Raw genomic sequence first — 26,745 nt, forward strand, 5'->3', positions numbered from 1 at the left:
GCCGGCCCGGGGTCAACGCCCGCGGACCGGACCGGTGCTGGCGCGGACGACGAGCTCCGGCGGGAGCGGGTCGGAGTCGGGGTCCGGGCTGCCGTTCAGCACGCGGCCCAGCACGGCCAGGCACTCCTGGCCCAGCCGCTCGAAGTCCTGGCGGATGGTGGTCAGCGGCGGGTCGAAGAACGCCGAACCGAGCACGTCGTCGAAGCCCACGACCGAGATGTCGCCCGGGACGTCGATCTTCTTCTCCCGCATCGCGCGCAGGAATCCCAGCGCCATCATGTCGTTGGCCAGGAACACCGCGTCGGGCAGGGCGGAGCGCTTGAGCTTCCGGCCGATGGCGTAGCCGCTCTCCGCGCTCCAGTCCCCGGCGACGACCTCCATCGGTTCCAGGCCGGCGTCCAGCAGTTCCCGGGTGTACCCCCGGGTCCGGGCACGGGCGTCGAACCAGTCGGCCGGACCGCTGACGTGCAGGATGCGGCGGTGCCCCAGGCCGAGGAGGTGCTGCACCGCCATCCGGGCGCCGGCCTCCTGGTCGACCGACAGCGAGTGGAAGCCGGGCATCACCGGGGCGTCCGCGGCCACCAGCACCACCGGCAGTTGCACGGCGAAGCCGCCGGCGGCCTCGGCCACCTCGTCCCACGGGGCGATGACCACGACACCCTCGGCGCCCTGGTCCAGGAAGTGCTCCAGGTTGACGGCGATGTCGGACGCGTCGGCGGCCCGCAGACTGCTCACGCTGACGAAGTAGCCGGCGTCGCGGGCCGCGCTCTCCACCGCGAGCAGGGTGCTGGCCGGCCCGAAGAGACCCGATCCGGTGGTCACGATGCCGACCACGCCGGACCGGCGCGTCACCAGCGCGCGGGCCGCGGTGTTCCGCCGGTAGCCGAGCTCGGAGATGGCGGCCATGACCCGTTCGCGGGTCTCCGGCCGGACGTTGGGATGACCGTTGACCACCCGGGAGACCGTCTGGTGGGAGACACCGACCTGCCGCGCCACGTCGTGCATGCCGGGCGGGCGGGCGGATGTCGGGCTCACGCTCATCCTTTCTCTGGCGGAACTGTCTGGCGATGTCTGGCGGAACTGTCCGAAGAAGCTGTCTGGCGGAACTGTCGGGCGGAACGGTCCGGCACGAGTGCGCTGCGGAGCACCGGGCTCGATCGGGACGGCGGCCGAGCGAGTCCGGGGTCCCGCCGGTGATCCTAGGGTCCCCGCCGGTGAAGGTGCCGGAAGGCCCGCCCCGAGCCGCCACCGGGTCATGCCTGGCCACCGGGGTCGAGGGTGCTGCGGCGCGGCCGGCCGGTGATCGTCCCCGCACCACCGTGGAGATCACCACCGGGGGGTCCCGGGCTGTGGCGCGGCTCCTCGGCGGCCCCGGTTCCTCCCTCCCGTCCGGGCCCGGATCTAACGGGCGGATAACGGGGTCTTGACACCGATGCTGTGAACGCTAACACTTGCGATGCCGGTCACACGTCCGGTCCTCGTGGGTTGTCTGAAGTTGTGGGGTCGGTCGTTCCGGCCGGAGCCCCGTCCTCGGCCCCTCCCAGCGCAACGGTCGCGCGTCCTCCCCGGACGTCGTCGCCGGGTCCCGCTGAGGGGCCGTGCCGGGGCTCGGCACCGGGCCCGATCCGCCGTCTACCGCAGTGCATTCCGTCGAGGTCCACCAGCGTTGGAGGAACCAAGAGTGTTCAAGAAGAACTTCGCGATCGCTGCGGCTGCAGCGGCGGCGGCCGTCGTCCTCGCCGCCTGTGGCGGCGGCAGCACCGCCGCGACCGGCACCACCTCGGCCGCAGCCACCTCCGCCGCCTCGTCCGCGGCCTCGTCGGCGGCGTCCTCCGCCGCCTCGTCGTCCGCCGGTTCCACCGCCGCGGCCTCCTCCGCGGCCGGCAGCGGCGCGGCGGAACTCCCGCCCGTCGACCCGGCCGTGCTCGACGGTGCCGTCGTCGGCTTCGCCCAGGTGGGCTCGGAGTCCGGCTGGCGCAGCGCCAACACCGACAACATCAAGGCCGCGGCCGAGGCCAACGGCGTCGACCTGCAGTTCACCTCCGCCGAGGGCGACCAGGCCAAGCAGATCGCCTCGATCAAGACCTTCATCACCCAGGGCGTCGACGTCATCGCCTTCTCCCCCGTGGTCGAGACCGGCTGGGACGCCGTCCTGCAGGAGGCCAAGGCCGCCGACATCCCGGTCATCCTGACCGACCGCGCGGTCGACTCGGACCCGAGCCTGTACAAGACCTTCATCGGTTCCGACTTCATCGCCGAGGGCGAGAAGGCCGCGACCTGGGCCAAGACCGAGTTCGCCGACGCCGACAACGTCAACGTCGTCGTCCTGGAGGGCACCACCGGTTCCGCCCCGGCCAACGACCGCGCCACCGGCTGGGAGAACGTCCTGGGCTCGGACCCCAAGTTCAAGACCCTGGCCTCGCAGACGGGCGATTTCACCCGTGACGGCGGCAAGAAGGTCATGGAGGGCTTCCTGGCCAGCAACCCGGACATCGACCTGGTCTATGCGCACAACGACGACATGGGCCTGGGCGCCATCGAGGCCATCAAGGCCGCCGGCAAGGTCCCCGGCAAGGACATCAAGATCGTCACCATCGACGCCGTCAAGGCCGGCATGGAAGCCCTCGCGGCCGGCGAGATCAACTACATCGTCGAGTGTTCCCCGCTGCTGGGCGACCAGCTGTTCCAGGCCACCAGCGCCGTCCTGAAGGGCGAGGAGATCCCCGCCCGCATCGTCACCATCGAGGGCGAGTTCGACCAGGCGCAGGCCGAGGCCGCGCTGCCGACCCGCCAGTACTGATCCCCACCCGGTGGTGGGCCCGCCCGGACGTCCCGAACGGGCCCACCGCCGGAACCAGCAGACAGCTGCCCAGGTCGGGGCCTCCATCCCACCTGGGCAGTGCTGTCCGGGGACCCGGCGGGGACGCCGGCCCGGGTCGTCACGACCCGGCCGGCGCCGAGCCGCCGCCCCGGATCTGCGCCAGACTGGCGCCCGGTCACCCTCACAGGTCGTCCACCGCCTGTCCCGCACCGCATGTCACGCGCCAGCGCCGGTCGGACGCCACCCCGGTGGCCGTGCCCCGGAAGCGACATCCCCGTCAGGACGAAGTTCACTCCAGGAAGGCCCGTAGTGACGCCGACCAGCACCGCCGGCTCCCGACCCGCACCCGGGACCACCGACTCCCCCATCGTCTCCATGCGCGACATCAGCATCTCGTTCCCGGGCGTCAAGGCGCTGCAGGACGTCGCGTTCCGGCTGTTCCCCGGCGAGGTCCACTCGCTGATGGGGGAGAACGGCGCCGGGAAGTCGACCCTGATCAAGGCGCTGACCGGCGTCTACACCATCGACTCGGGCACCATCTCGGTCGCGGGCCGGGACGTCGCGTTCAGCGGACCCGCCCAGGCCCAGGCCGCCGGGATCGCGACGGTCTACCAGGAGGTCAACCTGGTCACCAATCTCACCGTCGCCGAGAACATCATGCTCGGCCGCGAGCCGCGGAGGTTCGGCCTCATCGACTGGCGGGCGATGCGCAAGCGGGCCCGTCAGGTCCTCACCTCGCTGAACCTGGACATCGACCCGGGCTCGCTGCTCGCCTCGCACTCCATCGCCGTCCAGCAGCTGGTGGCGATCGCCCGGGCGGTCGACATCAACGCCTCCGTGCTGGTTCTCGACGAGCCCACCTCGTCGCTGGACGCCCGCGAGGTCGCCGAACTCTTCGCGATCATCCGGAGCGTCCGCGACAGCGGGGTGGCCGTGCTCTTCGTCAGCCACTTCCTGGACCAGATCTACGAGATCTCCGACCGGATCACGGTGCTGCGCAACGGCGAGCTCGTCGGCGAGTACCCCGTGGCCGAGCTCCCCCGCATCTCGCTGATCTCCAAGATGATCGGCAAGGACTTCGCCGCCCTGGAGGAGCTCGAGGCGGGCACCAAGCGCGATGCCCGGGACCGCGTCGAGGGCGGTGCCTTCCTGGCCGCGGACGGCGTCGGGCGCACCGGCTCGGTGCAGCCGTTCGACGTGGAGATCCACCCCGGTGAGGTGTTCGGCCTGGCCGGTCTTCTGGGTTCCGGTCGCACCGAGGTGGCCCGGCTGCTCTACGGCGCCGACCGGAACGACACCGGCTCGCTCACCATCGGCGGTCAGCCGGTGAAGCTGAAGAGCCCGCGGGTCGCGCTGGACCAGAAGATCGCCTTCGCCTCGGAGAACCGGAAGTCCGAGGGCCTGATCGGTGACCTCACCGTCCGGGCCAACATCGTGCTGGCCATGCAGTCCGCCCGCGGCTGGCTCCGCCAGATCCCCCGGCGGCAGCAGGACGAGCTCGCCGACAAGTACATCAAGGCCCTGGACATCCGCCCCGCCAACCCCGATGCCCTCGTCCGCAACCTGTCCGGCGGCAACCAGCAGAAGGTGCTGCTGGCCCGGTGGCTGATCACCGAGCCCAAGCTGCTCATCCTGGACGAGCCGACCCGCGGCATCGACGTCGGCGCCAAGGCCCAGATCCAGAAGCTCGTCGCGACCCTCTCCGACGACGGCATGGCCGTCGTCTACATCTCCGCGGAGATGGAGGAGGTGCTGCGCCTGTCCCACCGCATCGGCGTCATGCGTGACCGCGTCAAGATCGCCGACATCGTCAACCAGGGAGTCACCGTCAACGACATCATGGAGCTGATCGCCCGGACCGGGGAGGCGGCAGCGTCGCCGGACACCTCCGGCGCCCCCGATCAGCACGCGGGTACCCCGTCCGGACCCACCGCGCAGGTGAAGGCATGAAGGCCCTCACGTCCAACCGGCTGGTGTGGCCGGCCCTGGTGCTCGTCGCCCTGCTCGTCGCGAACGTGGTCGCCAACCCGACGTTCTTCCAGGTGTCCATCCTGGACGGCAACCTCTTCGGCGCACCGATCGACATCCTGCGCCGCGCCGCCCCGATCATCCTGGTGGCCCTGGGGATGACCCTGGTCATCGCCACCCGCGGCATCGACCTGTCGGTCGGCGCGGTGGCCGCCATCTCCGGGTCGTGGGCGTCGATGTACATCATCGACTCCGGTGACCGCGGGTCGGTCCGGGTCGTCCTCACCGCCGTCGGCGTCGCCCTGCTCATGGCGCTGGTCGCCGGGGCCTGGAACGGTTTCCTGGTCTCCGTCCTCGGCATCCAACCCATCGTGGCCACCCTGGTGCTGATGACCGCCGGCCGCGGACTGGCCCAGGTGATCACCGGGGAGAAGATCCTCTACCCGGACAACTCCCCCGCCTACAAGCTCATCGGCGGCGGCTACTGGCTCTCCGTCCCGTTCTCGATCATCATCGCCGGGCTGATCTTCGCCGGCACCGCACTGCTCACCCGGCGCACCGCCCTGGGCACGCTGATCGAGTCGGTCGGCGTGAACCCCGAGGCGAGCAGGCTGGCCGGCATCCGGTCCCGGTCGATCATCTGGATCGTCTACATCTTCGCCGGGTTGTGCGCCGGCCTGGCCGGCCTGATGCTGACGTCCAACTCGACGTCGGCCGACCCGAACTCCATCGGCCTGTTCATCGAGCTGGACGCGATCCTGGCCGTGGTCATCGGCGGGACGTCGTTGGCGGGCGGCCGGTTCTCGCTGGCCGGCACCCTCATCGGCGCCTTCATCATCGAGACGATGGACAATTTCATCGTCATCGCGGTGTCCCCGCGCACGACCGACGTGTTCAAGGCCTGCGTGGTCATCGTGGTCTGCATCCTGCAGTCGCCCCAGGCGCGGGAGAAGATCTCGGCGCTGTTCCGGCGCGGCAAGGGCGGCGGACCGACCCCCGGCGCCACCGCCGATCCGGGCACCGCCGCCGGCACCACGCCGCCCCCGGCCACCGCGGGGCAACCCGCCGCGGCCGTCGGCGCCACCCCCACCCTGACCCGCTCCACCGGGACGAGGACCTCATGACCACCGCCGTAGCCCAGGACAAGCCGGCGCCGACGCCGACGAACAAGCGCCGCCCGCTGACCCGGTTCCAGCAGTACAGCCAGATCGGCGCCACCGTGGTGCTGCTGGTGATCATGCTGGTGGTCGGTTCGGTGCTGTATCCCAACTTCACCTCCGGGCAGGCCGTCCTCGACCTGTTCAGCAAGAACTCGTTCCTCATCGTGCTGGCCATCGGCATGACGTTCGTGATCCTCACCGGCGGCATCGACCTGTCGGTGGGGGCGGTGATGGCCCTGGGCACCGTGGTCGCGGCCACGCTGCTCCGGGAGGGCTGGCCGGCCCCGGTCGTCATCCCGGTGGTGCTGCTGGTCGGCGGCGGGCTGGGCTTCCTGGTCGGGCTGATGATCCACCACTTCAAGATCCAACCGTTCATCGCGACCCTGGCCGCGATGTTCCTGGCCCGCGGTCTGTGCCTCGTCATCACCGACCGGTCGATCGCCATCGACAACAGCTTCTTCCAGTCGATGAACCTGGCGCACATCGATCTGTGGGAGACCACGACGACGAACGCCCGCGGCCGTACCCGGGTGAGCGAGATCTACACCACCCCGGCCGTTCTCATCGCGCTGGCCGTCCTGGTCATCGCGTTCGTGGTGCTGCACTACACGCGCTTCGGCCGCACCGTGTACGCCCTGGGCGGGGGCGAGGCATCGACCAACCTGATGGGGTTGTCGGTGGCCCGGACCAAGATCGCGGTCTACACGATCAGCGGGTTGTGCGCCGGCCTGGCCGGCATCCTGTTCTCCTTCTACACCGCGTCCGGTGACCCGGTCGCGGGTATCGGGTACGAGCTGAACGCCATCGCCGCCGTGGTCATCGGCGGCACCCTGCTGGCCGGTGGGTCCGGATACGTCCTGGGTTCGCTGCTCGGGGTGCTGACCCTCGGGGTCATCTACGCCTACAAGGAGTTCGACGGCGACCTCAACACCGGGTGGACCCGCGTGATGATCGGTGTGCTGGTGCTGTTCTTCATCGTGCTGCAGCGGATCCTCATCCGGCGCAGACGCTGACCGGTCGGCCGGCACCCACCCCCGGCGCCCGGCCACCCCTGGCGATCCACCCGATGCCCCGCCGGACCACGGTCCGGCGGGGCATCGCGCTGTGCCGGGCCGGAGCGGGCGACCCGGGTGCCGAGCAGCCCGCAGCACCGGTCAGACCGGTGTCGGGTGGAGCTACAGTGGGGTGATGACCGCGCCTGCGATGGGCCCCGCCCTGGCCAAACGCTTCCGTTCCGGGCGGGCCTGCCTGGACTTCGCGCACACCGCCGGTCGCGAAGAGTGGGTGGAGCCCGAACTGGTCGTCGACCAGCAGAGCCTGGAACGCTGGCTCGGCCACGTGCTGGGCCTGCGTGGAATCCAGGCGCGACCGGCCGATCTCGCGCCGGCCCGTCGGCTGCGCGACACCCTCTGGAACCTGGCCCAGGCCCGCATCCACGGCCGTCCGTTCGCCACGGAGGACGTCCGGATCCTCAACACCGTCGCGGCCACGGCCCCACCCGTCCCCCGGCTGACCGCCGACGGCACGGCCACCACGGCGGAAACCCCGGCCGCGGCAGCACTCTCGGCCGTCGCCCGGGACGCCATCGATCTGTTCACCGGGCCGCTCGCCGACCGGGTCCGCGGATGCGCCGCGGACGACTGCCGGCTGATGTTCGTCGACGCCTCCCGGCCGGGAACCCGCCGGTGGTGCTCCATGGAGCGGTGCGGCAACCTGGCCAAGGTTCGTACCCACCGGGGGGCCGCCGCTCCGTCGGCCGACGAAGCGACGCCGCCGTCCCCCTGAGACCCCCCGGATCCCGGACACCCCGCACCGAGGTCACCGCCGCGGCTCCCCCGGGAATGCCACGAGGCTGCCTCCGGCGCGGACGCACATCCGCACGGAGACAGCCTCGGGTGGACCCCGGGATCGGACCGTGGTGACGGCCCGACCCCGGGGAGGATCAGCGGATCGTGAGGGAGGCCGTGGCGGCGACCGCCGCGTCGGACCCCATTGCGGTGACGACGAGCGCCCCCTTCGGCTGATCGGCCGGAACGGTCACCGTGACCCGGGCGGCTCCGGTGGCGTCGGTGAGAACCGTGGCCCAGGTTGCGGTCCCGGTCCGGACCGTCACCCGGTCGTACCGGAGGAACCCGCGCAGGGTGAAGGTGACCGGGGCGCCGGCGGCCACCCGTCCGCCGGACGAGGCGACCAGGGCGGTCGGCACGTCGGCGGAGATGATCACCGCGACGGACCGCACCGTGGAGAGGTTCCCGGCCCGGTCGGTGGCCCGGTGGGAGACCAGGTGGTTGCCCACCGCGGCGACCCGCACCGGTCCGGTGACCGCGTTCCACGCGCCGCCGTCGAGCTGGTACTCCACCGCGGCGATCCCCGACACCGGATCCTTCCCCGTGATGACCACGTCCACCGGGTTGCGCGGTGTGCCCGACGAAGCAGGGGTGCGGGTGGCCGTCGCCGTCGGGGCCGACCGGTCGATCCGGACGGTCCGCTCCGCCGTGGACCCCTCCACCAGCACGCTGTTCCGGATGAGCCGGGTCCGGAGCGTGTGCTCCCCGTTCGCCGAGATCGTCGTCGGGGCCGGCGAGGTCCGCCAGGCGCCGCCGTCGATGCTCAGCTGCGTCCGGTACCCGTCCGCCGCGATGGCACCGGCGGGCAGCGCGACCGCGGCCACCACGGCCGTCCGGTACCACCCGTCGGCCGAGGCCGCCCCCGACGTGGTCAGGTTCAGCACCGCCTGCGGCACACCGGGATCGACCTCGCCCGCGACGACCACCCTCACCTGCACGGCGCGGTACTGCTCGGCCAGTTCCTCGGCCGGGGTCATGTTCAGGACGGGGAATCCGTCGGCACGGAAGTGCACCGTCTTCGCCCGGGCGTGGCGACCCGGATCGAAGAGGCCACCGTCGCCCTGGTCACCGGGGCCGGACACCTCGCCCGCGGTGCGGGAGTGGAACACGATCACCGGGTTGCCGTACTGGTCGACGGTGAACGAGTTGTGACCGGGGCCGACCTGGCCGGGGAGATCGGCCGATTGCAGGACCGGGTACGGGTTCTTCGTCCAGACCGCCGGGTCCATCAGATCCGCGCCCTCGTCGGCGGAGAGCAGACCCACCGCGTAGTTGGCGTCCACGGTCGATCCGGAGAACGAGACGTACACCTTGCCGTTCCGCTTGATGACGGCCGGGCCCTCGTTGATGTTCTGCCCGGCGTTGCGCTCCCAGGCCACGGTGGGGGTGGACAGCAGGATGGACCGGCTGGTCAGCTGGGCCGGGTTCGCCGGGTCGACGGTGGCCATCCGCAGGGTCGAGGCATTCGGCTTCTCGGCCCAGATCACGTAGTGCCTGCCGGCGTTCTCGAAGTAGGTCATGTCCAGGGAGAACCCGGCGAAGGCCGCGGTGTCCCCCGGGGCCGCCTTCATCCGGCCGACCTCCACCCACTTGCTCGGATCGGTCGGATCCGTCCCGTTCAGTTTCAGCAGGGCAGGCCGGATGCTGAACGGGCCGTTGTCGATGCTGCCGGTGAAGAAGACGTACCAGGTGCCGTCGACCTGGTGGAGTTCCGGAGCCCAGATGTACCGGTTCAGGGCCGGGGAGTCCTTCTCGTCCCAGATGGTGATCTCCGGTGCGGTGGCCAGACCGGTGATGGTGGCCGACTTCCGGATCGTCACGCGGTCGTACCCCTCGGGGTCGCTGCTGCCGATCATCGGATAGGACGCGGTGAAGTAGTAGAAACCGTCACTGCCCTTCACCACGTCGGGGTCGGCCCGCTGGGAGACCAGGATGTCCGGGTAGGTCAGCGGCTGGACGGTGCCGTCGACGGTGTACGTGCCCGGCGCGGCACTGCTCAACGCGGCCACGTCGGCCGGGTCCCAGGTGACCCCCATGGCGGTGGTGTCGCCACTGGAGTACTGCACCTCCGCGGTGGTGGGCAGTGCCGCCGGCCGCCCCTGCTGCACGGTGACGTCGTCGAACGGCTTCACCCCGGTGTTGACGACGCGCGCGTAGCGGGCGAGCACCCGATCGATCTCGACCTTCGTCAGTCCGATCGTCGAGACCTCCAGGGCGCCGTCCGGGAACGTACCGGTGACGGCCGGGAAGGCCGGTGCGAGGACCGCGGGGCCGAAGGTGCGGAAATCCTTCGTGGTGACCTGGTACGTGCGTCCGTCGACGGTGGCCACGAAGTTCAGGCGATACGCGGCGATCCCGTTGTCGTAGGCCACCGAGAGGGAGGTGGTGGACAGGCCCTGGCCGTTGAAGCGGACCTGGCGCTCACCGGTGAAGGTGATGAGGTCGGCGGAGTCGTAGACATACACATCGTTCGACCCGTCGACCGTGGCGACCACGCCGAACGACCCGTCGGGCTTGCGGAACACGGTGGGCGCCCCCATCTTCGCCACCCCCTGGCCGGGGAACAGCACGGGGCGGCCGTTGTTGAGCGCGGTGAACGTGCCGGCACCGGTCGACGCAGCCAGGTGGAGGGCGTCGGTGCGCTCGGTGTCACCGGGACGGATGTACGAGGCCAACCGACCGGCGTCCGCCGCGAGCACGGTGACCGGGTAGGTGCGCGCCTCGGTCAGCCCGTTCGCCGAGAACACCGCGGTGAGGGTGACCGGGGTGTCGGCCGCCGGGCGGGTGACCGTGCCGGTGGCGCCGAGCACGGCCGGGTTCGACGACGACCAGGCCACCGCAGCATCGCCCACGGAGGTGGGCAGGGTGATGTCCGCGGTCACCACGGCGATGGCGAGATCGAAGCCTTCCGCGGTGATCTGCAGGTTGCGCTGCGGGCTGTCGGCCAGCACGGTCACCGGGAAGGCGCGGGTGACGGTGCGCCCGGCCAGCTCGAGCGTCGCGGTCAGGGTCACCGCCACGTCCTCCTGGCCACGCACGACGCGGCCGTCCGCCGTCAGGCGGCTCGGGTCGGAACTCGCCCAGGTGACGGTCGAACCGTTGCCCCCGGCGGTGGGCAGGGTGAGGTCGGCGGCGGTCCGCGTCGGCACGGTGATCCCCGCGGCGTCCGCGGCCAGAGCCGCGTCCACGGCGGCGTCGTCGCCGAGGCCGGCGTAGTAGGCCGCCGCCGCGTCCGTCTCGGTGAACGCGGTCGACCAGACGGAGACGTCGCGGACACCGCCGCGGTACAGCATGTCCGGGTAGGACGACCGGCCGATGTACCCCACCAGGTTGCTGCCGAACTGGCTGACCGTGCGGGACGTGCTGACCGTGCCGATCTTCCTGCCGTTGTAGTACCCGGTGATCGTCGTCGGGGTGATGACCGTGGTGTACAGCCCCCAGGCGGCATCGGTGAGTGGACCGGGCACCCCGCGCGCGGGGGTGGTCGGGGAGATACCGGTTTCGGTCAGATAGGGCTGCGCGGCGTTCAGGTCGCCGGTGATCACCGACTTGAACCGGCCGGCCGGGTCGGCCGGGTTGAGCAGCCAGTACTGGGCGGGCAGGTTCTCGGTGGTACCGAAGAAGAGGGCGGCGTAGTTGCCCGACCCGGTCCCGTTCTTCAACCAGGCCGAGACGGTGAGCGTGTCGCGACCGTCGAACAGACCGGTGGGCAGCTGCACATACGCTCCCCCGCTACCGTTCCCGCCGCCCGGGAGGGTCAACTCCTTCCCGGACACGGTGGCCCCGGAACCGACCAGGGTGGCGGTCCGGCCGTTGCCCGAGGCGTCGGGAACGGTGGTGCCGGACACGGCGGAGAAGTCGTAGCGGGCCACCAGGGCACTGGCGGGCGGGGCGGCGGCGGCTACCGAGGTCGGCACGGTGGCCAACCCCAGGGCGGTCACCAGCACGGCCAGCGCCGCGATCGGTCGCCGCGGCGACCGGAGGGTCGAGGTCACGTACGCACTCCTCTTCGAGCTCCGGATGGGTGAGCCCGGATCGACGGGGATCGGAGCAGGAGCCCGATCTGGGGGGGGCAGCAGGGAACGGTCGTCGTGGCGGACAGCGGCGGACCGCCCGGATCGGCCGGATCGGCCGGATCGGCCGTCGACGACCAAAGCCCGAGCAGGACAGCGGATCTGAACGGGCCCCGCGGGGTTCAGCGGGTCTGCGCGGGTGTCCCGTCCCTGACCCGGTCGGCACCGGAACGACCGCCCGGGGCCGCAGCGGGACCCGGCGGAAGCCGCCCGCCGACCAGGCAGGGGTCAGGGTGACGGTGACCGGGTGGTGTCCCCAGGGGCGCACGGTCCGAGCGCATCGCGCAGCAGGACGGGGAACGGAACGGGGAACGACATACGGCTGGCCTCCCGGCATTGGGTCTCGGCGCGGCACTCGTGTGGGCCGATGTTAGCGTGCACACAGCCATCTGTGAAGGGCTTGTGACCTGGCGTGACTACTCCGAGGCTCGGCCGGGTGATCGGTTCGATGCCCACCGCTGGACCGGGGTCGCGTCGACCGCGGCCGACAACCCACGCCTTCCTGCAGCTCAGCCGTCACACAGGGTGTTGACATCGTCCGCACAGCCCCCTAGCTTCGCTTGTGAGCGCTAACACAGTTGTCCGCCTCCAGCGGCCCCCGTCACGACGGGTTCCGTTCCACCGTCCGATGTCTCGGCCGGTGCGCCGTGGTGGACCGCGCTCCCGTGCACACCCGCCATGTCGAGGAGGACATGAATGTCGAGAAAGCGTGGATTGCTCGGGGGGCTGCTCGTCGCCGCCCTCACGACGGGATCCCTGACCGGAACAGTGGGCACCGCGGCAGCCGCCGACGACCCGGCCGCCGACTACACCATCACGGCGGACCCGGCCGGACAGGGCGCCACCATCGACGACGCCATGTACGGAGTGTTCTTCGAGGACATCAACTGGGCCGCCGACGGCGGCCTGTACGCCGAGCTCGTCCGCAACCGGTCCTTCGAGTTCCTGCCCGTCGACAACCGTTCGTACACCGGGATGACCGCCTGGGCGCCCGTCTCCGTCGGCGGCGGCGCCGGTACGACGAACACGGTGAACGACGCCGCCCGGATGAACGAGCGCAACCGGACCTACCTGAAGGTCGACCTGGCCAACCCGACCGGCGGGACCTTCGGAGTCCGCAACGACGGCTTCAACGCCGGGGTCCCGGTCGTGCAGGGCGGGAGGTACGACTTCTCGGTCTTCGCCCGGACGACGGCGGCCGCCGGCACTCCGCTGACCGTGCGCCTGCAGTCCACCGCCGGTTCACCGGTGTCCGACACGCTGAGCCTGACCGCGGCCGGTGACGGCTGGGTGAAGTACTCCGGGACGCTCACCGCGTCCCTGACCACCGACTCGGCCCGGCTGTCGGTACAGGCCGGCGGCACGGGAACCCTTCGGCTGGACGAGGTCTCGCTGTTCCCGCAGGACACGTTCAAGGGCCGGAAGAACGGCCTGCGCAAGGATCTGGCCCAGAAGATCGCCGATCTGCACCCCGGCTTCATCCGCTTCCCGGGCGGGTGCATCGTCAACGTCAACAGCCACCAGGGCTACGACGCCGCCTCGAACTACGAGCGGGCCCGGTCCTACCAGTGGAAGGACTCCGTCGGCCCGGTCGAGACCCGCGCGACGAACGCCAACTTCTGGGGCTACAACCAGACCTACGGCCTGGGCTACTACGAGTACTTCCAGTTCGCCGAGGACATCGGCGCCATGCCCGTTCCCGACGTCCCCGCCCTGATCAACGGCTGCGGCCAGCAGCTGCGGGACGGGGAGTGGAACAGCGAGGCCCTGATCCAGCGGCACATCCAGGACACCCTGGACCTCATCGAGTTCGCCAACGGCCCCGTCACCTCCACCTGGGGCAAGCTGCGCGCCGACATGGGCCACCCCGCGTCGTTCGGCCTCACGCGCATGGAGATCGGGAACGAGGAGAACTACCCCGAGGCCTTCATCGGCAACTTCGTGAAGTTCCGCGACGCCATCAAGGCGAAGTACCCGGACATGCTGCTGATCTCCAACTCCGGACCCGACGACGAGGGCGGCACCTTCGACAAGCACTGGGCCCAGAACCGCGCGGAGAACGTCGAGATGGTCGACGAGCACTACTACAACTCCCCGGAATGGTTCCTGCAGAACAACAGGCGGTACGACACCTACGACCGCAACGGACCGAAGGTGTGGATCGGCGAGTACGCCTCGCAGGACAACCGACTGTTCAACGGACTGTCCGAGGCCGCCTACATGACCGGCCTGGAACGCAACGCCGACGTGGTCAAGATGGCCTCCTACGCGCCGCTGCTGGCCAACGTGGACAACGTGCAGTGGACGCCCGACATGATCTGGTTCGACAACGACGAGACCTGGGGCTCGGCCAACTACGAGGTCCAGAAGCTGTTCATGAACAACGTCGGTGACCGGGTGGTCCCGACCACCGCCTCCGGCAAGGTCGCCCGGGCGACACCGATCACCGGCAGCGTGGGCCTGTCCACCTGGTCGACCACGGCGAAGTACGACGACGTGACGGTCACCGGTACGGACGGCGCCTCCCTGTTCGCCGACAACTTCGACGACGGCAACGCCGACGGCTGGACGAACCTGGCGGGCCGGGGCACCTGGTCGGCAGCGGACGGCAGCTACACCCAGTCCGACGTGCGGGCCAACGACACCCTGGTCAAGGGTGGCGCCATCACCGCCACCGACTACGACCTCAGCGTGAAGGCCACCAAGACGGCCGGCGCCGAGGGCTTCCTCGTCGGCTTCGGCGTCAAGGATTCCGGCAACTACTACTGGTGGAACCTGGGCGGCTTCAACAACACCCGGAGCCTGGTCGAGAAGGCCACCAACGGCGGCAAGCAGACCGTCTTCGAGGGGCCGCACACCCCGATCGTCACCGACCGCGCCTACGACGTGGACATCCAGGTCCGGGGCAGCCAGGTCACCCTGTTCCTGGACGGCGTCCGGCAGGGCTCCTTCACCGAGAAGGTGGCGGAACCCTTCGCCCAGGTCCTGACGAAGGACGACGCCACCGGTGACCTGATCCTCAAGGTCGTCAACGCCCAGAACACCCCGGCCGTCACCCGGGTCGACCTGGGTGGGGCCGCCGTCGCCCCGACCGCCACGATGACTGTGATCAGCGGTGATCCGGCCGCGGTCAACAGCCGCACGGCGCTGCCGGTCAGACCGGTCACCTCCACGATCACCGGGATCTCGGCGTCCTTCACGCGCACCGTCCCGGCGAACTCGGTCACCTTCATCAGGATGGCGCCGGGCGACGGGTCGGCGGACACCGCCGCACCGGTCGTCACCGCCACCCTGGATCCGGCGGTCGCCGACGGGGCGAACGGATGGCGCCGGTCGGCGACCACGCTGACCCTGGCGGCGACGGACACCGGCTCCGGCGTGGCCGGCACCGAGTACCGCGTCGGGGACGGCCCCTGGACCGCCTACACCGGCCCGATCACCGTGCCCGAGGGCACCACCACCTACAGCCATCGGGCCACCGACGTCTCCGGCAACGTCTCGGCGGTGGGCACCACGTCCGTGCAGCGGGACGCCACGGCACCGTCGGTGTCCGGATCCCTGGCGGGCCGGTCGGTCTCGGCCACCGCGGCCGACCTGACCTCCGGTGTGGCGACGGTGGAGTACCAGCTCGACGGTGGGGCCTGGACGGCCTGGACCGCACCGGTCGCGGTGGACGACCAGGCCCATGTGGTGTCCCTGCGGGCCACGGACCGGGCCGGCCTGGTCTCCGCGGTCACCGCGGTCACCGTCCCGGCCGCCGGGACCGGTGAGCGGGCCACGGTCACCCTGACCTCCAACGCCTCCCCCACGGCGGCGGGCTGGTACACCCAGACCGTCCTGGTCTCCCTGACCGTCCCCGCGGGCACCAAGGCGCAGTTCCGGCTCAACGGCGCGGCCACCTGGAGCACGTACAGCAGGGCGTTCACCGTCAGCACCACCGGTGCGAACACCCTGGAGACCCGGTTGTTGCGCAGCAACGTGATCGTCGCCGGTTCGCAGACCAGTACGCCCGTCCGGGTCGACCGCCGCACCCCCTCCGCGACCGCCACCCGCACCCCGTCCTCGGGCACCGGGACGCCGCGCAACCCGATCACGGTGACCTTCGCCGGCACCGACATCGGTTCGGGGATCGCCGGACTCGAGTACCAGGACAACGGCGGCGGTTGGACCCCGGTGAGCGGGCCGGTGACGGTGAACTCCGTCGGCACCCATCTCCTGGGCTACCGCAGCCGGGACACCGCCGGCAACCTCAGCTCCATCCGGACGCTGACGGTGGTGATCAACGCGAACACGGTCACCAGCGTGAGGACCACCGCGCGGACGGTCGCCGCGGGCGGCTACGCCACCCTCGTGCTGGCCGGCTACCTGCGGTACGACAGCCTGACCAGCGTGCTGACCCTGAACGGGGCCGAGATCGCCCTGGGCAGCGTCGGGAGCGACGCCGCCGGCGGCGCCCGCAACACCGTCCAGATCCCGCCGGCCACGACGGCCGGGACGTACGTCCTCACCACCACGGGGACGGACGGCACCACGGCGAGCACCACCCTGCGCATCACCGGCTGATCCGGCCGATCCACCCGCACCGACCAGAGGCCGGGGAGCATCAGCTCCCCGGCCCCTGGTCTGCTCGGCCCCGCCGCCCGGCTGAGGGCGGGCGGGGCGTGGGGCTCACTCCACGAAGCCGCCGGCGTGCGCGGTGGCGGGCTGGGCCGCGGCCACCGCCTCGGTCATCTCCGACCGGGTCAGGCGCGGGCCGTACCCGGGGGTGCCGGGCTGGATGCGCCAGCTCTCGCTCAGCGGACCGATGTCGACCGCGTCGTATCCGATGGCGTCCATGAACGCCGCCACGGTGGCCTTGGCCGCCGCGTCGTCGCCGGCGATCACCAGGGCCCGCCGACCATCGGTGCCGGAGGGCTGTCCCTGCTCGGGGAGGTGGTCGAACTGGATGTGGTTGAAGCCCTTGACCACGTGCGAGTCGGGCAGGTGGGCCTGCAGCAGCTCGGCGGAGGTGACGGAGCCGTCCTCCAGCTCGGGCATGACCCCGTCACGCTGCGGGTAGTAGTTGTTGGTGTCGATGACGACCTTGCCGGCCAGCTCGGCCACCGGCACCTCGCGGTAGGCCTTGAGCGGGACGGTCACCACGGCCAGGTCGGCGCGTTCGGCCGCCTCCCGCGCGGTGCCGGCACTGGCCTTCGGGCCGAGCTCGGCGACCAGGTCGGCGAGGGTCTCCGGGCCGCGGGAGTTGCTCACGACGACGTCGTAGCCGGCCTTCACCGCCAGACGCGCGAGGGCCGATCCGATGAGTCCGCTGCCGATCAATCCGAGTGTGGTCATGCCAGTGGGCAACCGCGCCCCGGCCCCGGGTGTTCCCGGACGTGACCGGCGGATCAGAGGCTGCGGTAGTCCTGGATGTCCAGCCGCGGACCGAACCGGGGCTTGCGGAATCCGCTGACCTCGATGAGCCGGACGACCCGCTGCCGGTGGCCGCGCCAGGGTTCGAGCAGCTCGAGCATCCCGTCGTCGTCGACCGGCTTGCCGATCAACGCCCACCCGACGAGGGCGGCCAGGTGGTAATCGCCGACGCTGACGGTGTCCGGGTCGCCGTGCGAACGCTGCACCACCTCGGCCGCCGTCCACACCCCGATCCCGGGCAGCGACCGGAGAGCGGTGACCACCTCGGCCGCGGTCCAACCGCGGGCCACCGTGCGCTCCAGTCCGTCGGCCACCCGCGCGGCACGCAGCACCGTGCGCCCCCGGCCGGGGTCGATGTTGCCGGCGTGCCACTCCCAGGACGGGATGAGACGCCACGTCTCCGGGCCGGGGATGACCCGCATCCCCTCGGGCGCCGGACCCGGGGCCGGATCCCCGAACTTGGTGACCAGGTAGCGCCAGCCCCGCCGGGCGTCGGTGCCGATCACCCGCTGCTCCAGGACGGAGGGCACCACCACCTCGAAGACCAGCGCGGTGCGGGGCAGCCGCAGCCCGACGGCCCGGTGCCGGGTCTCCCGCAGCAGCGGGTGCGTGGACGAGTCGAACCCGGCCCAGTCGTCCTGGGCCCCGGCCAGCTCCGGGACCTGGCCGACCGCCCATTCCGCGCCCGGTCCCCACCCGGTGGTCTCCACGGCCCCGGACGCCCGTTGTCGCAGCAGGATGGTCGCCGGCCCCTCCGGGGTGCGGCAGGTCCGCCAGATGCCCTGCTCGTCGCGGCGGAACGTCGGGTCGAGCGACCCCCGCCGCAGCGGCGCGAGCGTCATCAGCAGGTTCGGCGGCCGGGCCGGGGACCACGTCGACCGGACGACGGGCGTCGGCCCCTCGTCCTGGACCTCCACCCGGGCGCGGCTGTCGTCGACCGGACGGTCGGCGTGCTCGGCGGCCCGGTCGTCGCCGGGACCACCGAGGGGCGGGGCGGACGTCACGGCCGCGGGTGGGCCCGGGACGTCACCGCAGGACCCCGACCACGACCCCGTCGACGTCGTCCGGTACGGGCACGGTGTCGAACCCGTTGACGGCCAACAGTTCCGCCGACCTGCGCGGGTCGCGTGCGGCGGCTCCGGTGAAGGCCACCCCACCCCGGGGACGCAGCAGCCCGGTGACCGCGGCGAGCAACCGCGGCACGTCGGACATCGGCACGCCGCCGCTGACCAGCACCCCGCCGAGGGGATCGCCGTCCAGCATGCGACTGAGCACCGGGACGTCGGTGTGCGTGCCCCGGATCCAGGTGACGGTGTCGATGCCCGCCGCGTCGCCGGTCGCGCGGGCCCGGGCCAGCACGTCGGCGGAGGCGTCCATGGCGATGACGCCCTGGACCGTGCCGGCCAGCGCCAGGGTCAGCTCACCCTCACCGCAGCCCAGGTGCAGCACGACGTCCTGCGAGGTCAGACCGAGTCCGTCGGCGACCGCGGCGGCCGCCCGGTCCAGCGGGTGGACGGGCGGGCCGGCGGACGCCCGATCGTGCTGGGCCAGGGCGCGGGGGTCGGTCATGGGTCCATCCTCCCCCGTGCTGCACCCGGTCGTCCCCGCCATCGGGTCACCCTGCGAGCAGTACCTGCACCTTGCGGCCGGTGCCGGCCCGGAAGGTGCGGACGGCCTCGGCGTAGTCCTCCAACGCGTAGCGGTGGGTGATGAAGTCCTCGGCGCGGATGACCCCCTCGGCGAACAGGTCGGCCGCGCGCTCGAAGCTGTGCAGCACGGCCATCGAACCGGCGATGGTGATCTCCTGGTTGAAGATCCGGTACGGGTTGATCCGGGCCACGGCGTCGGTCTGGCTCACCCCGAACTGCAGGTACGTCCCGCCGCGGCCGACGCGGGAGATGCCGTCCTCGATCGCGGCGACCACCCCGGTGCAGTCGATGACGGCGTCCCACCCCCGCGCGCGCAGCGCCTCGTCGGGGGATCCGACGGCGGCGGTGCAGCCTAGCGCCCGGGCCGCCGCCAGCCGCTCGGCGTTCAGGTCCACCACCGTCACCGTGGCGGCGCCGGCCTTCTTGGCCAGCTGCAGCATCATCAGGCCCATCGTCCCGGCGCCGTAGATGAGCACGTGGTCGGCCATGGCCAGCCGCAGGACGTCGTAGCCGCGGACCGCGCAGGCCAGCGGCTCGATGAGCGGGGCGTCCCGGGTGGCGATGTGCTCGGGCAGCACCACGCAGTTCGCGGCGGGCGCGGCGACCAGCTCGGCCGCCGCTCCGGGGGCCGTCACCCCGAGAGAACCCCAACGCTCGCACTGGTTCCCGCGGGCGCGCCGGCAGTAGTGGCAGAGCCCGCAGTACAGGGACGGGTCGACCGCGACCCGGTCACCGACGGCGATGCCCATCGCGTCCGACCCGACCGCGACCACCTCGCCGGCGAACTCGTGACCCGGGATCGTGGGCCACTGGCGGGCGTAGTCGCCCTCCAGGATGTGGATGTCGGTGCCGCAGATGCCGGCCGCGGCGGGCGCCACCACCACCTGGCCGGGACCGGGGGTGGGGTCGTCGATCGTGCCGATCTCGATCTGCTCGGGGGCGGTGAACAGGACCGCCTTCATCGGATCCCACCCCGGGCGGCGGGGCGCACGCTGCACGCCGGGAACGGTGCGGACCGGACCACGATGTCTCCTCACGATGGCGACGGCCGGGGATCGTCCCGACCGTGGGGCGCGCGGGGCCGGAGCACCACCGCGCCGATACGCTCGGCTGCCGTCGACCTGACGCCCCGGCAGCCGGCGACCGGGGCCATCATGCCCGACCACCCGCCACGCCGATCCGGGCGACCCGGCCCGGCCCTGCGACCAGGAGCGATGCATGTCCGACACGCCAGATACCCGCGAGGCCGATCGTTCACCGTCCCTCACGGCGGACGTGGTGGACATCGACCGACCCTGGGGTCACACCCGCCAGCTGGCGCTGAACCGGCCCTGCACGGTCAAGTGCATCACCGTGCAACCGGGACGGCGGGTGAGCCTGCAGCGGCACGCCGAACGCGCCGAGCTGTGGCAGGTGCTGGACGGGCCGCTGCTCGTCCAGGTGGGCGAGAACGAGCGCCTGATGCAGGCCGGCGAACTGGTGGAGATCGCCGTCGGCGTGCCGCACCGGGTCGGCAACCCCGGGCCGGGCCTCGGCCGCTTCCTCGAGGTCTGCTTCGGCCGGTTCGACGAGCTGGACATCGAACGCCTCGAGGACGACTACGGCCGCTGAGCAGCCGGTTCAGGCGGGATCGGCGATCACCACGACGTTGTCCCGATAGGACAGCGTGGCCTCGTCGAACGGACCACCACAGGTGATCAGCACCAGGCGTGGCGGCCCCGTGCGGGTGAAGAGGTCCGCCGGCAGACCGGCCCCCTTGTCCAGGACGAGCAGCGCCGTGACGGTGTAACCGGTGGTCCCCGACTCCGTCGTCACCTCCACCGGGCTGCCCGCCGTCAGCTCGGAGAGTCCGGCCAGCGCGCCGAGGCCGGCCTGCGCGGAGTCGACGTGGCCGACGAGGACGGTACTTCCGCTCGTCGCCCCGACCAGCGCGCTGGCCGCCCACCAGCCCACGACCGCCGGGTCCTCGGGTGGGTGCAGGACGCCGTCCGCGGCCAGGAGCTCGACCACCGGAGCCGACACTCCGGGACCGGGCAGTGACACCGTCAGGGGTGCGGCCGGTGAGGGAGTCGGTGCGGGCGTCGCGGTGGGCACGGGGATCTCGGTGGACGGCGAGATCCCGGTGGACGGGGGGCCGACGCGGGCGGCCGCCGCCGGGGTCGGGCCGGCGCCGACCACGGACCGCTCGGCCGTCGACCCCGCGGTCGACGGCGGTACCGCTGTCATCGCGGACGATCCGGCCGGTGCGGCCGCGGGCAGTGCCCCGAACGCGGCGGGGAGTTGCCGTTGGCCGGTGAGGAGCAGGAGGCAGACAGCCAGCAACACCGCCCCGGTGGTCACGAGGACCACCGGGACGGTGCGGCTCCGACCACCGGTTCGGGTGGATGCGGAGGGACCGGGAGGCGCGGCGGGTCGTCCCGCCGGCCCGTCGGTGCCGGGCCGGGTCACAGCGTCACGCGTGGGTGTCCGCCCGCTCCCGGCGGCGGAGCGCCACGACGCCTCCGCCGACCAGCGCGAGGCCGGCGACTCCGACGGCCCAGGCGAGGGACTGCCCGGAACCGTCGGCGGTCCCCATCAAACCGCCGGAGCCCGCAGGCACGGCGGCCGGCGCACCCCCGGCGGCGGCGAGGGCCTCCTCGGCCATCATCAGGTGGTGCTGCGCGACGGGGAGGTAGCCGGTGGCGTAGGCGACGACGGTCGCGTCGGTGCCCTCGGCGATCTCCTTCTCCGTGCTGGCCACGCTCTTCTGGTGACCGGCCACCTGGATCTGCGCGTAGGTCGCGTCGAAGGCGGAATCCGAGACCGACTTCAGCGTCGCCGCCTGCGCCTGCTGCTCGGCGTTCGGGGCGTCGGGCAGGTCGACCCCGAGGTCACCGGCCACGGTGGTCAGCTGGCCAGCGCCGCGGTGTGGTCGGCCACCGTCATGGTGGCCAGCTCCAGGGTCTCGGCGTTGCTGCCCCGGTCGAGAGCGATGGCACCGATGGTGATCTCGGCCAGGTTGGTCTGACCGTTGCTGGTGATGTAGGCGAGGTCCTGATCGCTCGGCGCGGCGGCGGCGCCGGCGACGGACGCACCGCCGACGGTGACCAGGACGGCGAGAGCGGCCACGGCTGCGCCGCGGCGCAGGACGGTGGGAAGGGACGCGGGAGAGAGCAAGGACATACGAGCCTCCGGGGGACGTTCGTCTTCGATCGTCGGGCCGGCACGGGGTGTCCCGGCCGAACATGTCGTGATCCCTCAGTTCCCAGACCCTCCGTCGGTCAACCCGTTCCGTGCCGGATGAGCGCTGGTTACCCTCCCGACATGCGGATGATCGGCCTGCTGGGCGGAATGAGCTGGGAGAGCAGCGCCGAGTACTACCGATTGGCGAACGAGTTCGTGCGGGAACGCCTGGGCGGTCTGCACTCCGCGCGGTGTCTGCTGCACTCGGTGGACTTCGCCGTCATCGAGGAGATGCAGGTGCAGGGCCGCTGGGACGACGCCGGGGCCGAGCTGGCCACGGCCGCCCGCAGCCTGCAGGCCGGCGGCGCCGATCTGATCCTGCTGTGCACCAACACGATGCATCTCGTGGCCGATCAGGTGCAGGCGGCGGTGGACGTTCCGTTGCTGCACATCGGTGACGTCACCGCGCGCGCCGTGCTCGACGCCGGCCTGCGGCGGATCGGGCTGCTGGGCACGGCCTTCACCATGGAGCAGCCGTTTCTCCTCGACCGCCTGGCCGGCCACGACCTGGACGTCCTGGTGCCGGAGCCGGCCGACCGGGCCGAGGTGCACCGGGTCATCTACGACGAGCTCTGCCTCGGGGTGCTGCGGGAGGAGTCCCGCCAGATCTACCGGGAGGTCATCGGCCGACTGGTGGACCGGGGTGCGGAGGGGATCGTGCTGGGCTGCACCGAGATCGAACTGCTCGTCGGCGCGGCCGACAGCCCCGTCCCCGTCTTCCCCACCACCGCCCTGCACGTGCGGGCGGCGGTGGAGGTGGCCCTGCGGGAATGACCCGCCCGACGACTTCCCGCGGTCAACGCCCCGGGCGGACCCCGGCATCCGTCCTGGCCTCCTCCTCCGGCTCGAAGATGCTCTCGATGGGGGCGTCGAACAATCGCGCGATGCGGAACGCCAACGGGAGACTCGGGTCGTACTTTCCGGTCTCGAGGGCGTTGACGGTCTGCCGGGAGACACCCAACCGATCGGCGAGCCCGGCCTGCGTCCACTCCCGGGCCTCCCGGAGGGCGCGCAGGTGGTTCCTCACCCGCGGGCCGAGGCCGCCGCCGCGGCGACCCACCCCATCATCCCGGCGGCGAACACCAGCCAGGTGTCGAAGACGATGTCGACGCCGGCGAAGCGGAGCAGCCCGAGGATCACCGCAGCGCCCATCGCCGCCGCGAATCCCCAGGCCAGACCACCCAGGAGCAGACGGTGTTGCAGTTCGTCGACCCGCCGGAGGTGCCGGACGACAGCCACGGCCGCCCAGAGGAGCGGGACGACCGGCAACAGAGCCCAGACGAACCGCCATCCGGACGTGCCGTCCAGGCCCCCGAACACCGTCACCAGCGGCATGACCACCACGTACGCGAGCATGGGCGGGAGGAACTCCCGCAGGTAGGCCCTCGCCCGATCCCGGTCGCCGCGACTGCGAACACTGCTGTCAAGGTCGGTTGTCATGTGTCAACCATCCTTGACTCCCCCCGGGGTCTGTCAAGGGTCTTTGACTCCAATGATGCGGGGCACGGACGACGACGGCCCCCGTCCGGATCGGACGGGGGCCGCGGGATCGGTCGGTCAGACCGGGCGGGTCTGCGGGGCCCGAGCGGTCGTCTGACCGGGGTCGGTCACCACGCCGTCACCGAGAACGTCGTCGATGCGGGTGAGCAGCTCGGCCGGGATCGTCACGCCACTGGCCTTGACGTTCTCCTGCACCTGCTCGGGCCGGGACGCGCCGACCAGGGCTGCGGCGACGTTGTCGTTCTGCAGCACCCAGGCCACGGCGAGCTGCGCCTGGGTGAGTCCGAGCTCGTCGGCGATGGGCGCGAGACCCTGGACGCGGGTGAGGATGTCGTCGGTCATGAAGCCCTTGATGCTCGACGAGCCACCCTTGGTGTCGGTGGCGCGGGAGCCCTCCGGCGGGGCCTGACCCGGCTTGTACTTACCGGTCAGCACGCCCTGGGCGATGGGCGACCAGACGATCTGGCTGACGCCCAGCTCGCGGCTGGTGGGGACGACCTCGGCCTCGATGACGCGCCACAGCATCGAGTACTGGGGCTGGCTGGAGATCAACTGGAAGCCGAGCTCCTTGGACAGCGCGACGCCGGCGCGGATCTGCTCGGCCGTCCACTCGCTGACGCCGATGTACAGGGCCTTGCCCTGGCGCACGACGTCGGCGAACGCCTGCATCGTCTCCTCGAGCGGGGTCTCGGTGTCGAACCGGTGCGCCTGGTAGAGGTCGACGTAGTCGGTGCGCAGCCGCTGCAGGGAACCGTTGACGGACTCCATGATGTGCTTGCGGGAGAGCCCGACGTCGTTGTGCCCCTTGGGGCCGGTCGGCCAGTACACCTTGGTGAAGATCTCCAGCGACTCGCGCCGCTCGCCGGTCAGGGCGTCGCCCAGCACGGTCTCGGCCTGCGTGTTGGCGTAGACGTCGGCGGTGTCGAAGGTGGTGATACCGACGTCCAGCGCAGCACGCACACACTGCGCGGCGACGTCGTTCTCGACCTGAGAACCGTGCGTCAGCCAGTTGCCGTAGGTGATCTCGGAGATCTTGAGCCCTGAGTTGCCCAGGTAGCGGAATTCCATGACCTCACCGTAACCCCGCTCCCGGCATTGCTCACGCGTCCTTCAACGCACCCCAGGCGTGCCAGCGGTCGATCTCGATCCAGGCGTCCCAGCGGGGCGAGTCGCGGGTCGGGTAGGGCTTGCCTCCGTAGTGGATGGATTGGGCGTCGATGCCGGACAGGTCCTCGTCCGGCCGGATGTCGACCACGTGCCCGACGATGCTCACGTGGGTGTACCAGTTGTCCGCATCGGTCGCGGTCAGGCTGACCCGCGGATCGTTCCGGAGGTGCTTGAGCCGCACCCGCGACTCGTCCATGTTCACCACGATCCGGTCGCCGTCGAGCAGGTACCAGGTGGCCACCGACACCGGCTGTCCGCTCTTCTGCAGCGTGGTGATGACGGCCGGGTTGGGCTTGCTGAGCATCTCGCGGACGGCCGGGGGGAGGGGGAGCTCGGGCATGGGGCTCATCCTGTCCCCGGCCGGCGGGTGGGTCAACGGCCGCCGCGCCTCGACGGTGGGTGGTGGTCCAGCCGGGTCGCGCGTCGCGGCGACGGTCCTCCGGCCGCGTCAGCCCGCTCGACGGGACCGGCGAGCGGCCATCAGTCCGGCGACGCCCACCAGGATCCCGACTCCGCCGGCAGCGGCGAGCGGCAGTACACCCGCCCCGGTCGCCGCCAGCTGCTGGGGCTGGGCAGTGGCACCCGCCCGGGAGGTCGCCGATCGCGGGGTGCTGGTGAGCGCCACCGCGGCGACGGGCGCCGGTGACACGGTGCTGATGTCCGACCGGGTGCTGCTCGGCGGTGAGCTCGTGGTCCCGGTCGTCGGGAAGTCGGTGGTGCCGGGCTCCGTGGTGCCCGGCTCGGTGGTACCCGGCTCGGTGGTACCGGGCTCGGTGGTGCCCGGCACCGTGGTGCTCGGCTCGGTGGTCGGCGGGGCCTGACCACCGTCGAGCGCGTCCCGCATCCGGGCGGCCCACTCCCAGGGGCGCGCCGTCCCGCCGGGCTGGGAGTTGAAGTACTCCCACCCCGCGACCCCGCCGAGATCCGGGTGGGTCGCGGCGAGCTGCCGGAGTCCGTCGGTGAGCTCCTCGATCGGGATCCACCCGCCCGTGGTGCAGTTCTCCTCGGCGGTGATGGCGGCGATGACCAGCTTCCGGGCCGGGATGTCCGCCCCGCGGAGGTGCTGGTAGCGGACGATCTCGTCGTACTGCTCGGGGGTGGGATCGCCGTGGCCGCAATAGGCCTGCAGGTTGAACCAGTCGATCTCCTCGCCCCGTTGCCGGTACAGCTCGTTCATGTCGACCCCGTATCGGCCGTCCGGGTCGGGATCGGCGTCGGGGTCCTCCGGGTCCGGCGAGACGAACTCGTCGGCGACCGGCGAGTACGTGATGAGGAAGTCGGGGCCGAAGTCGGCGCGCAGGGCGTCGATGACGTCGACCACGGTCCCGACGTCGACCGAGAGTCCCTGCTGCAGTTGGGCCTCGTCCAGTTCGATGTCCAGGTCGACGCCGTCCAGACCGTAGGTGGTGACGAAGTCGCGCAGCCGGGCGTACTGGGTGGCGAAGTCGGCCTGGAGACTCGGCCAGGTGTCGTTCTGCGCGCCACCGATCATCCCGACCACGGCGATGCCCTGCGCCTGCATGGTGTGCAGTTCCGCCCACATCCGGTCGTACATGGGGTCCGACGGCGGATCGTCGTTCAGGTGGAGGACGTCGGCGTTCATGTGGATGGCGGCCAGGTTCACCACGTCCACCCCGGTGCCCTCGGTGAGCAGCGGGAGCGCGGAGATGTAACCCGTCCGGGTCCGATCGTCCTGGAAGTGCTTCTGGTAGTAGACGACGACCCGGTGCGAGTCACGAACGCCGGAGGCGGCCGACCCGGGTGGCGGGGCATCGGGTGCTCCTACCGCCGCCACCGGTACCAGAAGGGTCAGGGCGGCAGTCGCCGCGATCACTGCGGATCTCACCGGCGGGGTCCTCGCATCCGTGGCCGACAGGGCCCCGGGTGGGGCAACGCCGAGCATGCGGACCGGGCGGAACGATCACG

Annotated in this window: 22 protein-coding genes; 8 read left to right on the forward strand and 14 right to left on the reverse strand. The window is 71.6% G+C overall.

Going from position 1 to position 26,745, the window contains the following annotated elements:
* Positions 1 to 12: 12 nt before the first annotated feature.
* The gene (locus J2S58_RS10270; RefSeq protein WP_344469986.1) at positions 13 to 1,041 is read right to left on the reverse strand and encodes a LacI family DNA-binding transcriptional regulator; all 1,029 of its coding nucleotides are present in this window, start codon (positions 1,039 to 1,041) and stop codon (positions 13 to 15) included.
* Between the two features lie 640 nt (positions 1,042 to 1,681).
* Here J2S58_RS10270 and J2S58_RS10275 point away from each other — a divergent pair.
* The 5 genes from J2S58_RS10275 (at position 1,682) to J2S58_RS10295 (ending at position 7,734) form a co-directional block, all read left to right on the forward strand.
* Positions 1,682 to 2,800 carry an ABC transporter substrate-binding protein gene (locus J2S58_RS10275; RefSeq protein WP_306827977.1) on the forward strand — a complete coding sequence of 373 codons (1,119 nt, stop codon included), beginning with the start codon at positions 1,682 to 1,684 and terminating at the stop codon, positions 2,798 to 2,800.
* A 396-nt stretch (positions 2,801 to 3,196) separates the two neighbouring features.
* Positions 3,197 to 4,771, forward strand: coding sequence for a sugar ABC transporter ATP-binding protein (locus J2S58_RS10280; RefSeq protein ID WP_344470082.1), 1,575 nt, complete (start codon positions 3,197 to 3,199; stop codon positions 4,769 to 4,771).
* Entirely contained in the window at positions 4,768 to 5,913 is a 1,146-nt protein-coding gene (locus J2S58_RS10285) for an ABC transporter permease (protein WP_306827981.1), read from the forward strand. Before J2S58_RS10280 ends, J2S58_RS10285 begins: the two co-directional genes overlap by 4 nt.
* On the forward strand, positions 5,910 to 6,962 hold the full coding sequence (locus J2S58_RS10290) for an ABC transporter permease subunit (protein ID WP_306827983.1): 1,053 nt from the start codon (positions 5,910 to 5,912) through the stop codon (positions 6,960 to 6,962). The genes J2S58_RS10285 and J2S58_RS10290 overlap by 4 nt, the downstream gene beginning before the upstream one ends.
* A gap of 175 nt (positions 6,963 to 7,137) precedes the next feature.
* Entirely contained in the window at positions 7,138 to 7,734 is a 597-nt protein-coding gene (locus J2S58_RS10295; protein WP_306827985.1) for a CGNR zinc finger domain-containing protein, read from the forward strand.
* Positions 7,735 to 7,891: 157 nt separating this feature from the next.
* Here the strand turns inward: J2S58_RS10295 and J2S58_RS10300 are convergent, their stop codons facing one another.
* A complete protein-coding gene (locus J2S58_RS10300; RefSeq protein ID WP_306827987.1) occupies positions 7,892 to 11,791 on the reverse strand; it encodes a family 43 glycosylhydrolase in 3,900 nt (1,299 codons plus the stop codon).
* 774 nt (positions 11,792 to 12,565) lie between these two features.
* On the opposite strand from J2S58_RS10300, the gene J2S58_RS10305 reads away from it, so the two are divergent.
* Positions 12,566 to 16,432: an OmpL47-type beta-barrel domain-containing protein gene (locus J2S58_RS10305; protein WP_306827988.1), complete on the forward strand. Its 3,867-nt coding sequence runs from the start codon at positions 12,566 to 12,568 to the stop codon at positions 16,430 to 16,432.
* A gap of 105 nt (positions 16,433 to 16,537) precedes the next feature.
* Here J2S58_RS10305 and J2S58_RS10310 read toward each other — a convergent pair whose 3' ends face one another.
* From J2S58_RS10310 to J2S58_RS10325, 4 genes are all read right to left on the reverse strand, one after another.
* Positions 16,538 to 17,203 (reverse strand): NADPH-dependent F420 reductase, encoded by a 666-nt coding sequence (locus J2S58_RS10310; RefSeq protein ID WP_306827990.1) that lies wholly within the window; start codon positions 17,201 to 17,203, stop codon positions 16,538 to 16,540.
* 53 nt (positions 17,204 to 17,256) lie between these two features.
* A complete protein-coding gene (locus tag J2S58_RS10315) occupies positions 17,257 to 18,123 on the reverse strand; it encodes a DNA-3-methyladenine glycosylase family protein (RefSeq protein WP_370881867.1) in 867 nt (288 codons plus the stop codon).
* A 184-nt stretch (positions 18,124 to 18,307) separates the two neighbouring features.
* On the reverse strand, positions 18,308 to 18,850 hold the full coding sequence (locus tag J2S58_RS10320) for a class I SAM-dependent methyltransferase (protein WP_306827994.1): 543 nt from the start codon (positions 18,848 to 18,850) through the stop codon (positions 18,308 to 18,310).
* A 46-nt stretch (positions 18,851 to 18,896) separates the two neighbouring features.
* The gene (locus J2S58_RS10325) at positions 18,897 to 19,892 is read right to left on the reverse strand and encodes a zinc-dependent alcohol dehydrogenase family protein (protein ID WP_306827996.1); all 996 of its coding nucleotides are present in this window, start codon (positions 19,890 to 19,892) and stop codon (positions 18,897 to 18,899) included.
* A gap of 256 nt (positions 19,893 to 20,148) precedes the next feature.
* Between J2S58_RS10325 and J2S58_RS10330 the strand changes: the two genes are divergently transcribed.
* Positions 20,149 to 20,541: a phosphomannose isomerase type II C-terminal cupin domain gene (locus tag J2S58_RS10330; protein WP_306827998.1), complete on the forward strand. Its 393-nt coding sequence runs from the start codon at positions 20,149 to 20,151 to the stop codon at positions 20,539 to 20,541.
* Between the two features lie 9 nt (positions 20,542 to 20,550).
* Here the strand turns inward: J2S58_RS10330 and J2S58_RS10335 are convergent, their stop codons facing one another.
* The 3 genes from J2S58_RS10335 to J2S58_RS10345 form a co-directional block, all read right to left on the reverse strand.
* A complete protein-coding gene (locus tag J2S58_RS10335) occupies positions 20,551 to 21,270 on the reverse strand; it encodes a class F sortase (protein WP_306828000.1) in 720 nt (239 codons plus the stop codon).
* 112 nt (positions 21,271 to 21,382) lie between these two features.
* Positions 21,383 to 21,811, reverse strand: coding sequence for a DUF4142 domain-containing protein (locus J2S58_RS10340; RefSeq protein WP_306828002.1), 429 nt, complete (start codon positions 21,809 to 21,811; stop codon positions 21,383 to 21,385).
* 5 nt (positions 21,812 to 21,816) lie between these two features.
* A complete protein-coding gene (locus tag J2S58_RS10345) occupies positions 21,817 to 22,092 on the reverse strand; it encodes a DUF305 domain-containing protein (protein WP_306828004.1) in 276 nt (91 codons plus the stop codon).
* Positions 22,093 to 22,233: 141 nt separating this feature from the next.
* Here J2S58_RS10345 and J2S58_RS10350 point away from each other — a divergent pair, with 141 nt between their 5' ends.
* A complete protein-coding gene (locus tag J2S58_RS10350; protein ID WP_306828006.1) occupies positions 22,234 to 22,926 on the forward strand; it encodes an aspartate/glutamate racemase family protein in 693 nt (230 codons plus the stop codon).
* A 22-nt stretch (positions 22,927 to 22,948) separates the two neighbouring features.
* Here the strand turns inward: J2S58_RS10350 and J2S58_RS10355 are convergent, their stop codons facing one another.
* The 5 genes from J2S58_RS10355 to J2S58_RS10375 form a co-directional block, all read right to left on the reverse strand.
* Positions 22,949 to 23,179, reverse strand: coding sequence for a helix-turn-helix transcriptional regulator (locus J2S58_RS10355; RefSeq protein WP_306828008.1), 231 nt, complete (start codon positions 23,177 to 23,179; stop codon positions 22,949 to 22,951).
* The gene (locus J2S58_RS10360) at positions 23,176 to 23,592 is read right to left on the reverse strand and encodes a hypothetical protein (protein ID WP_306828010.1); all 417 of its coding nucleotides are present in this window, start codon (positions 23,590 to 23,592) and stop codon (positions 23,176 to 23,178) included. Before J2S58_RS10360 ends, J2S58_RS10355 begins: the two co-directional genes overlap by 4 nt.
* A 117-nt stretch (positions 23,593 to 23,709) precedes the next feature.
* Positions 23,710 to 24,720 carry an aldo/keto reductase family protein gene (locus J2S58_RS10365; RefSeq protein ID WP_306828012.1) on the reverse strand — a complete coding sequence of 337 codons (1,011 nt, stop codon included), beginning with the start codon at positions 24,718 to 24,720 and terminating at the stop codon, positions 23,710 to 23,712.
* A gap of 31 nt (positions 24,721 to 24,751) precedes the next feature.
* The gene (locus J2S58_RS10370; RefSeq protein WP_306828014.1) at positions 24,752 to 25,159 is read right to left on the reverse strand and encodes a PPOX class F420-dependent oxidoreductase; all 408 of its coding nucleotides are present in this window, start codon (positions 25,157 to 25,159) and stop codon (positions 24,752 to 24,754) included.
* A gap of 108 nt (positions 25,160 to 25,267) precedes the next feature.
* On the reverse strand, positions 25,268 to 26,665 hold the full coding sequence (locus J2S58_RS10375) for a glycosyl hydrolase family 18 protein (RefSeq protein ID WP_306828016.1): 1,398 nt from the start codon (positions 26,663 to 26,665) through the stop codon (positions 25,268 to 25,270).
* Between the last annotated feature and the right edge of the window lie 80 nt (positions 26,666 to 26,745).

It is taken from the genome of Nakamurella flavida, assembly GCF_030811475.1.
GTDB lineage: Bacteria > Actinomycetota > Actinomycetes > Mycobacteriales > Nakamurellaceae > Nakamurella > Nakamurella flavida.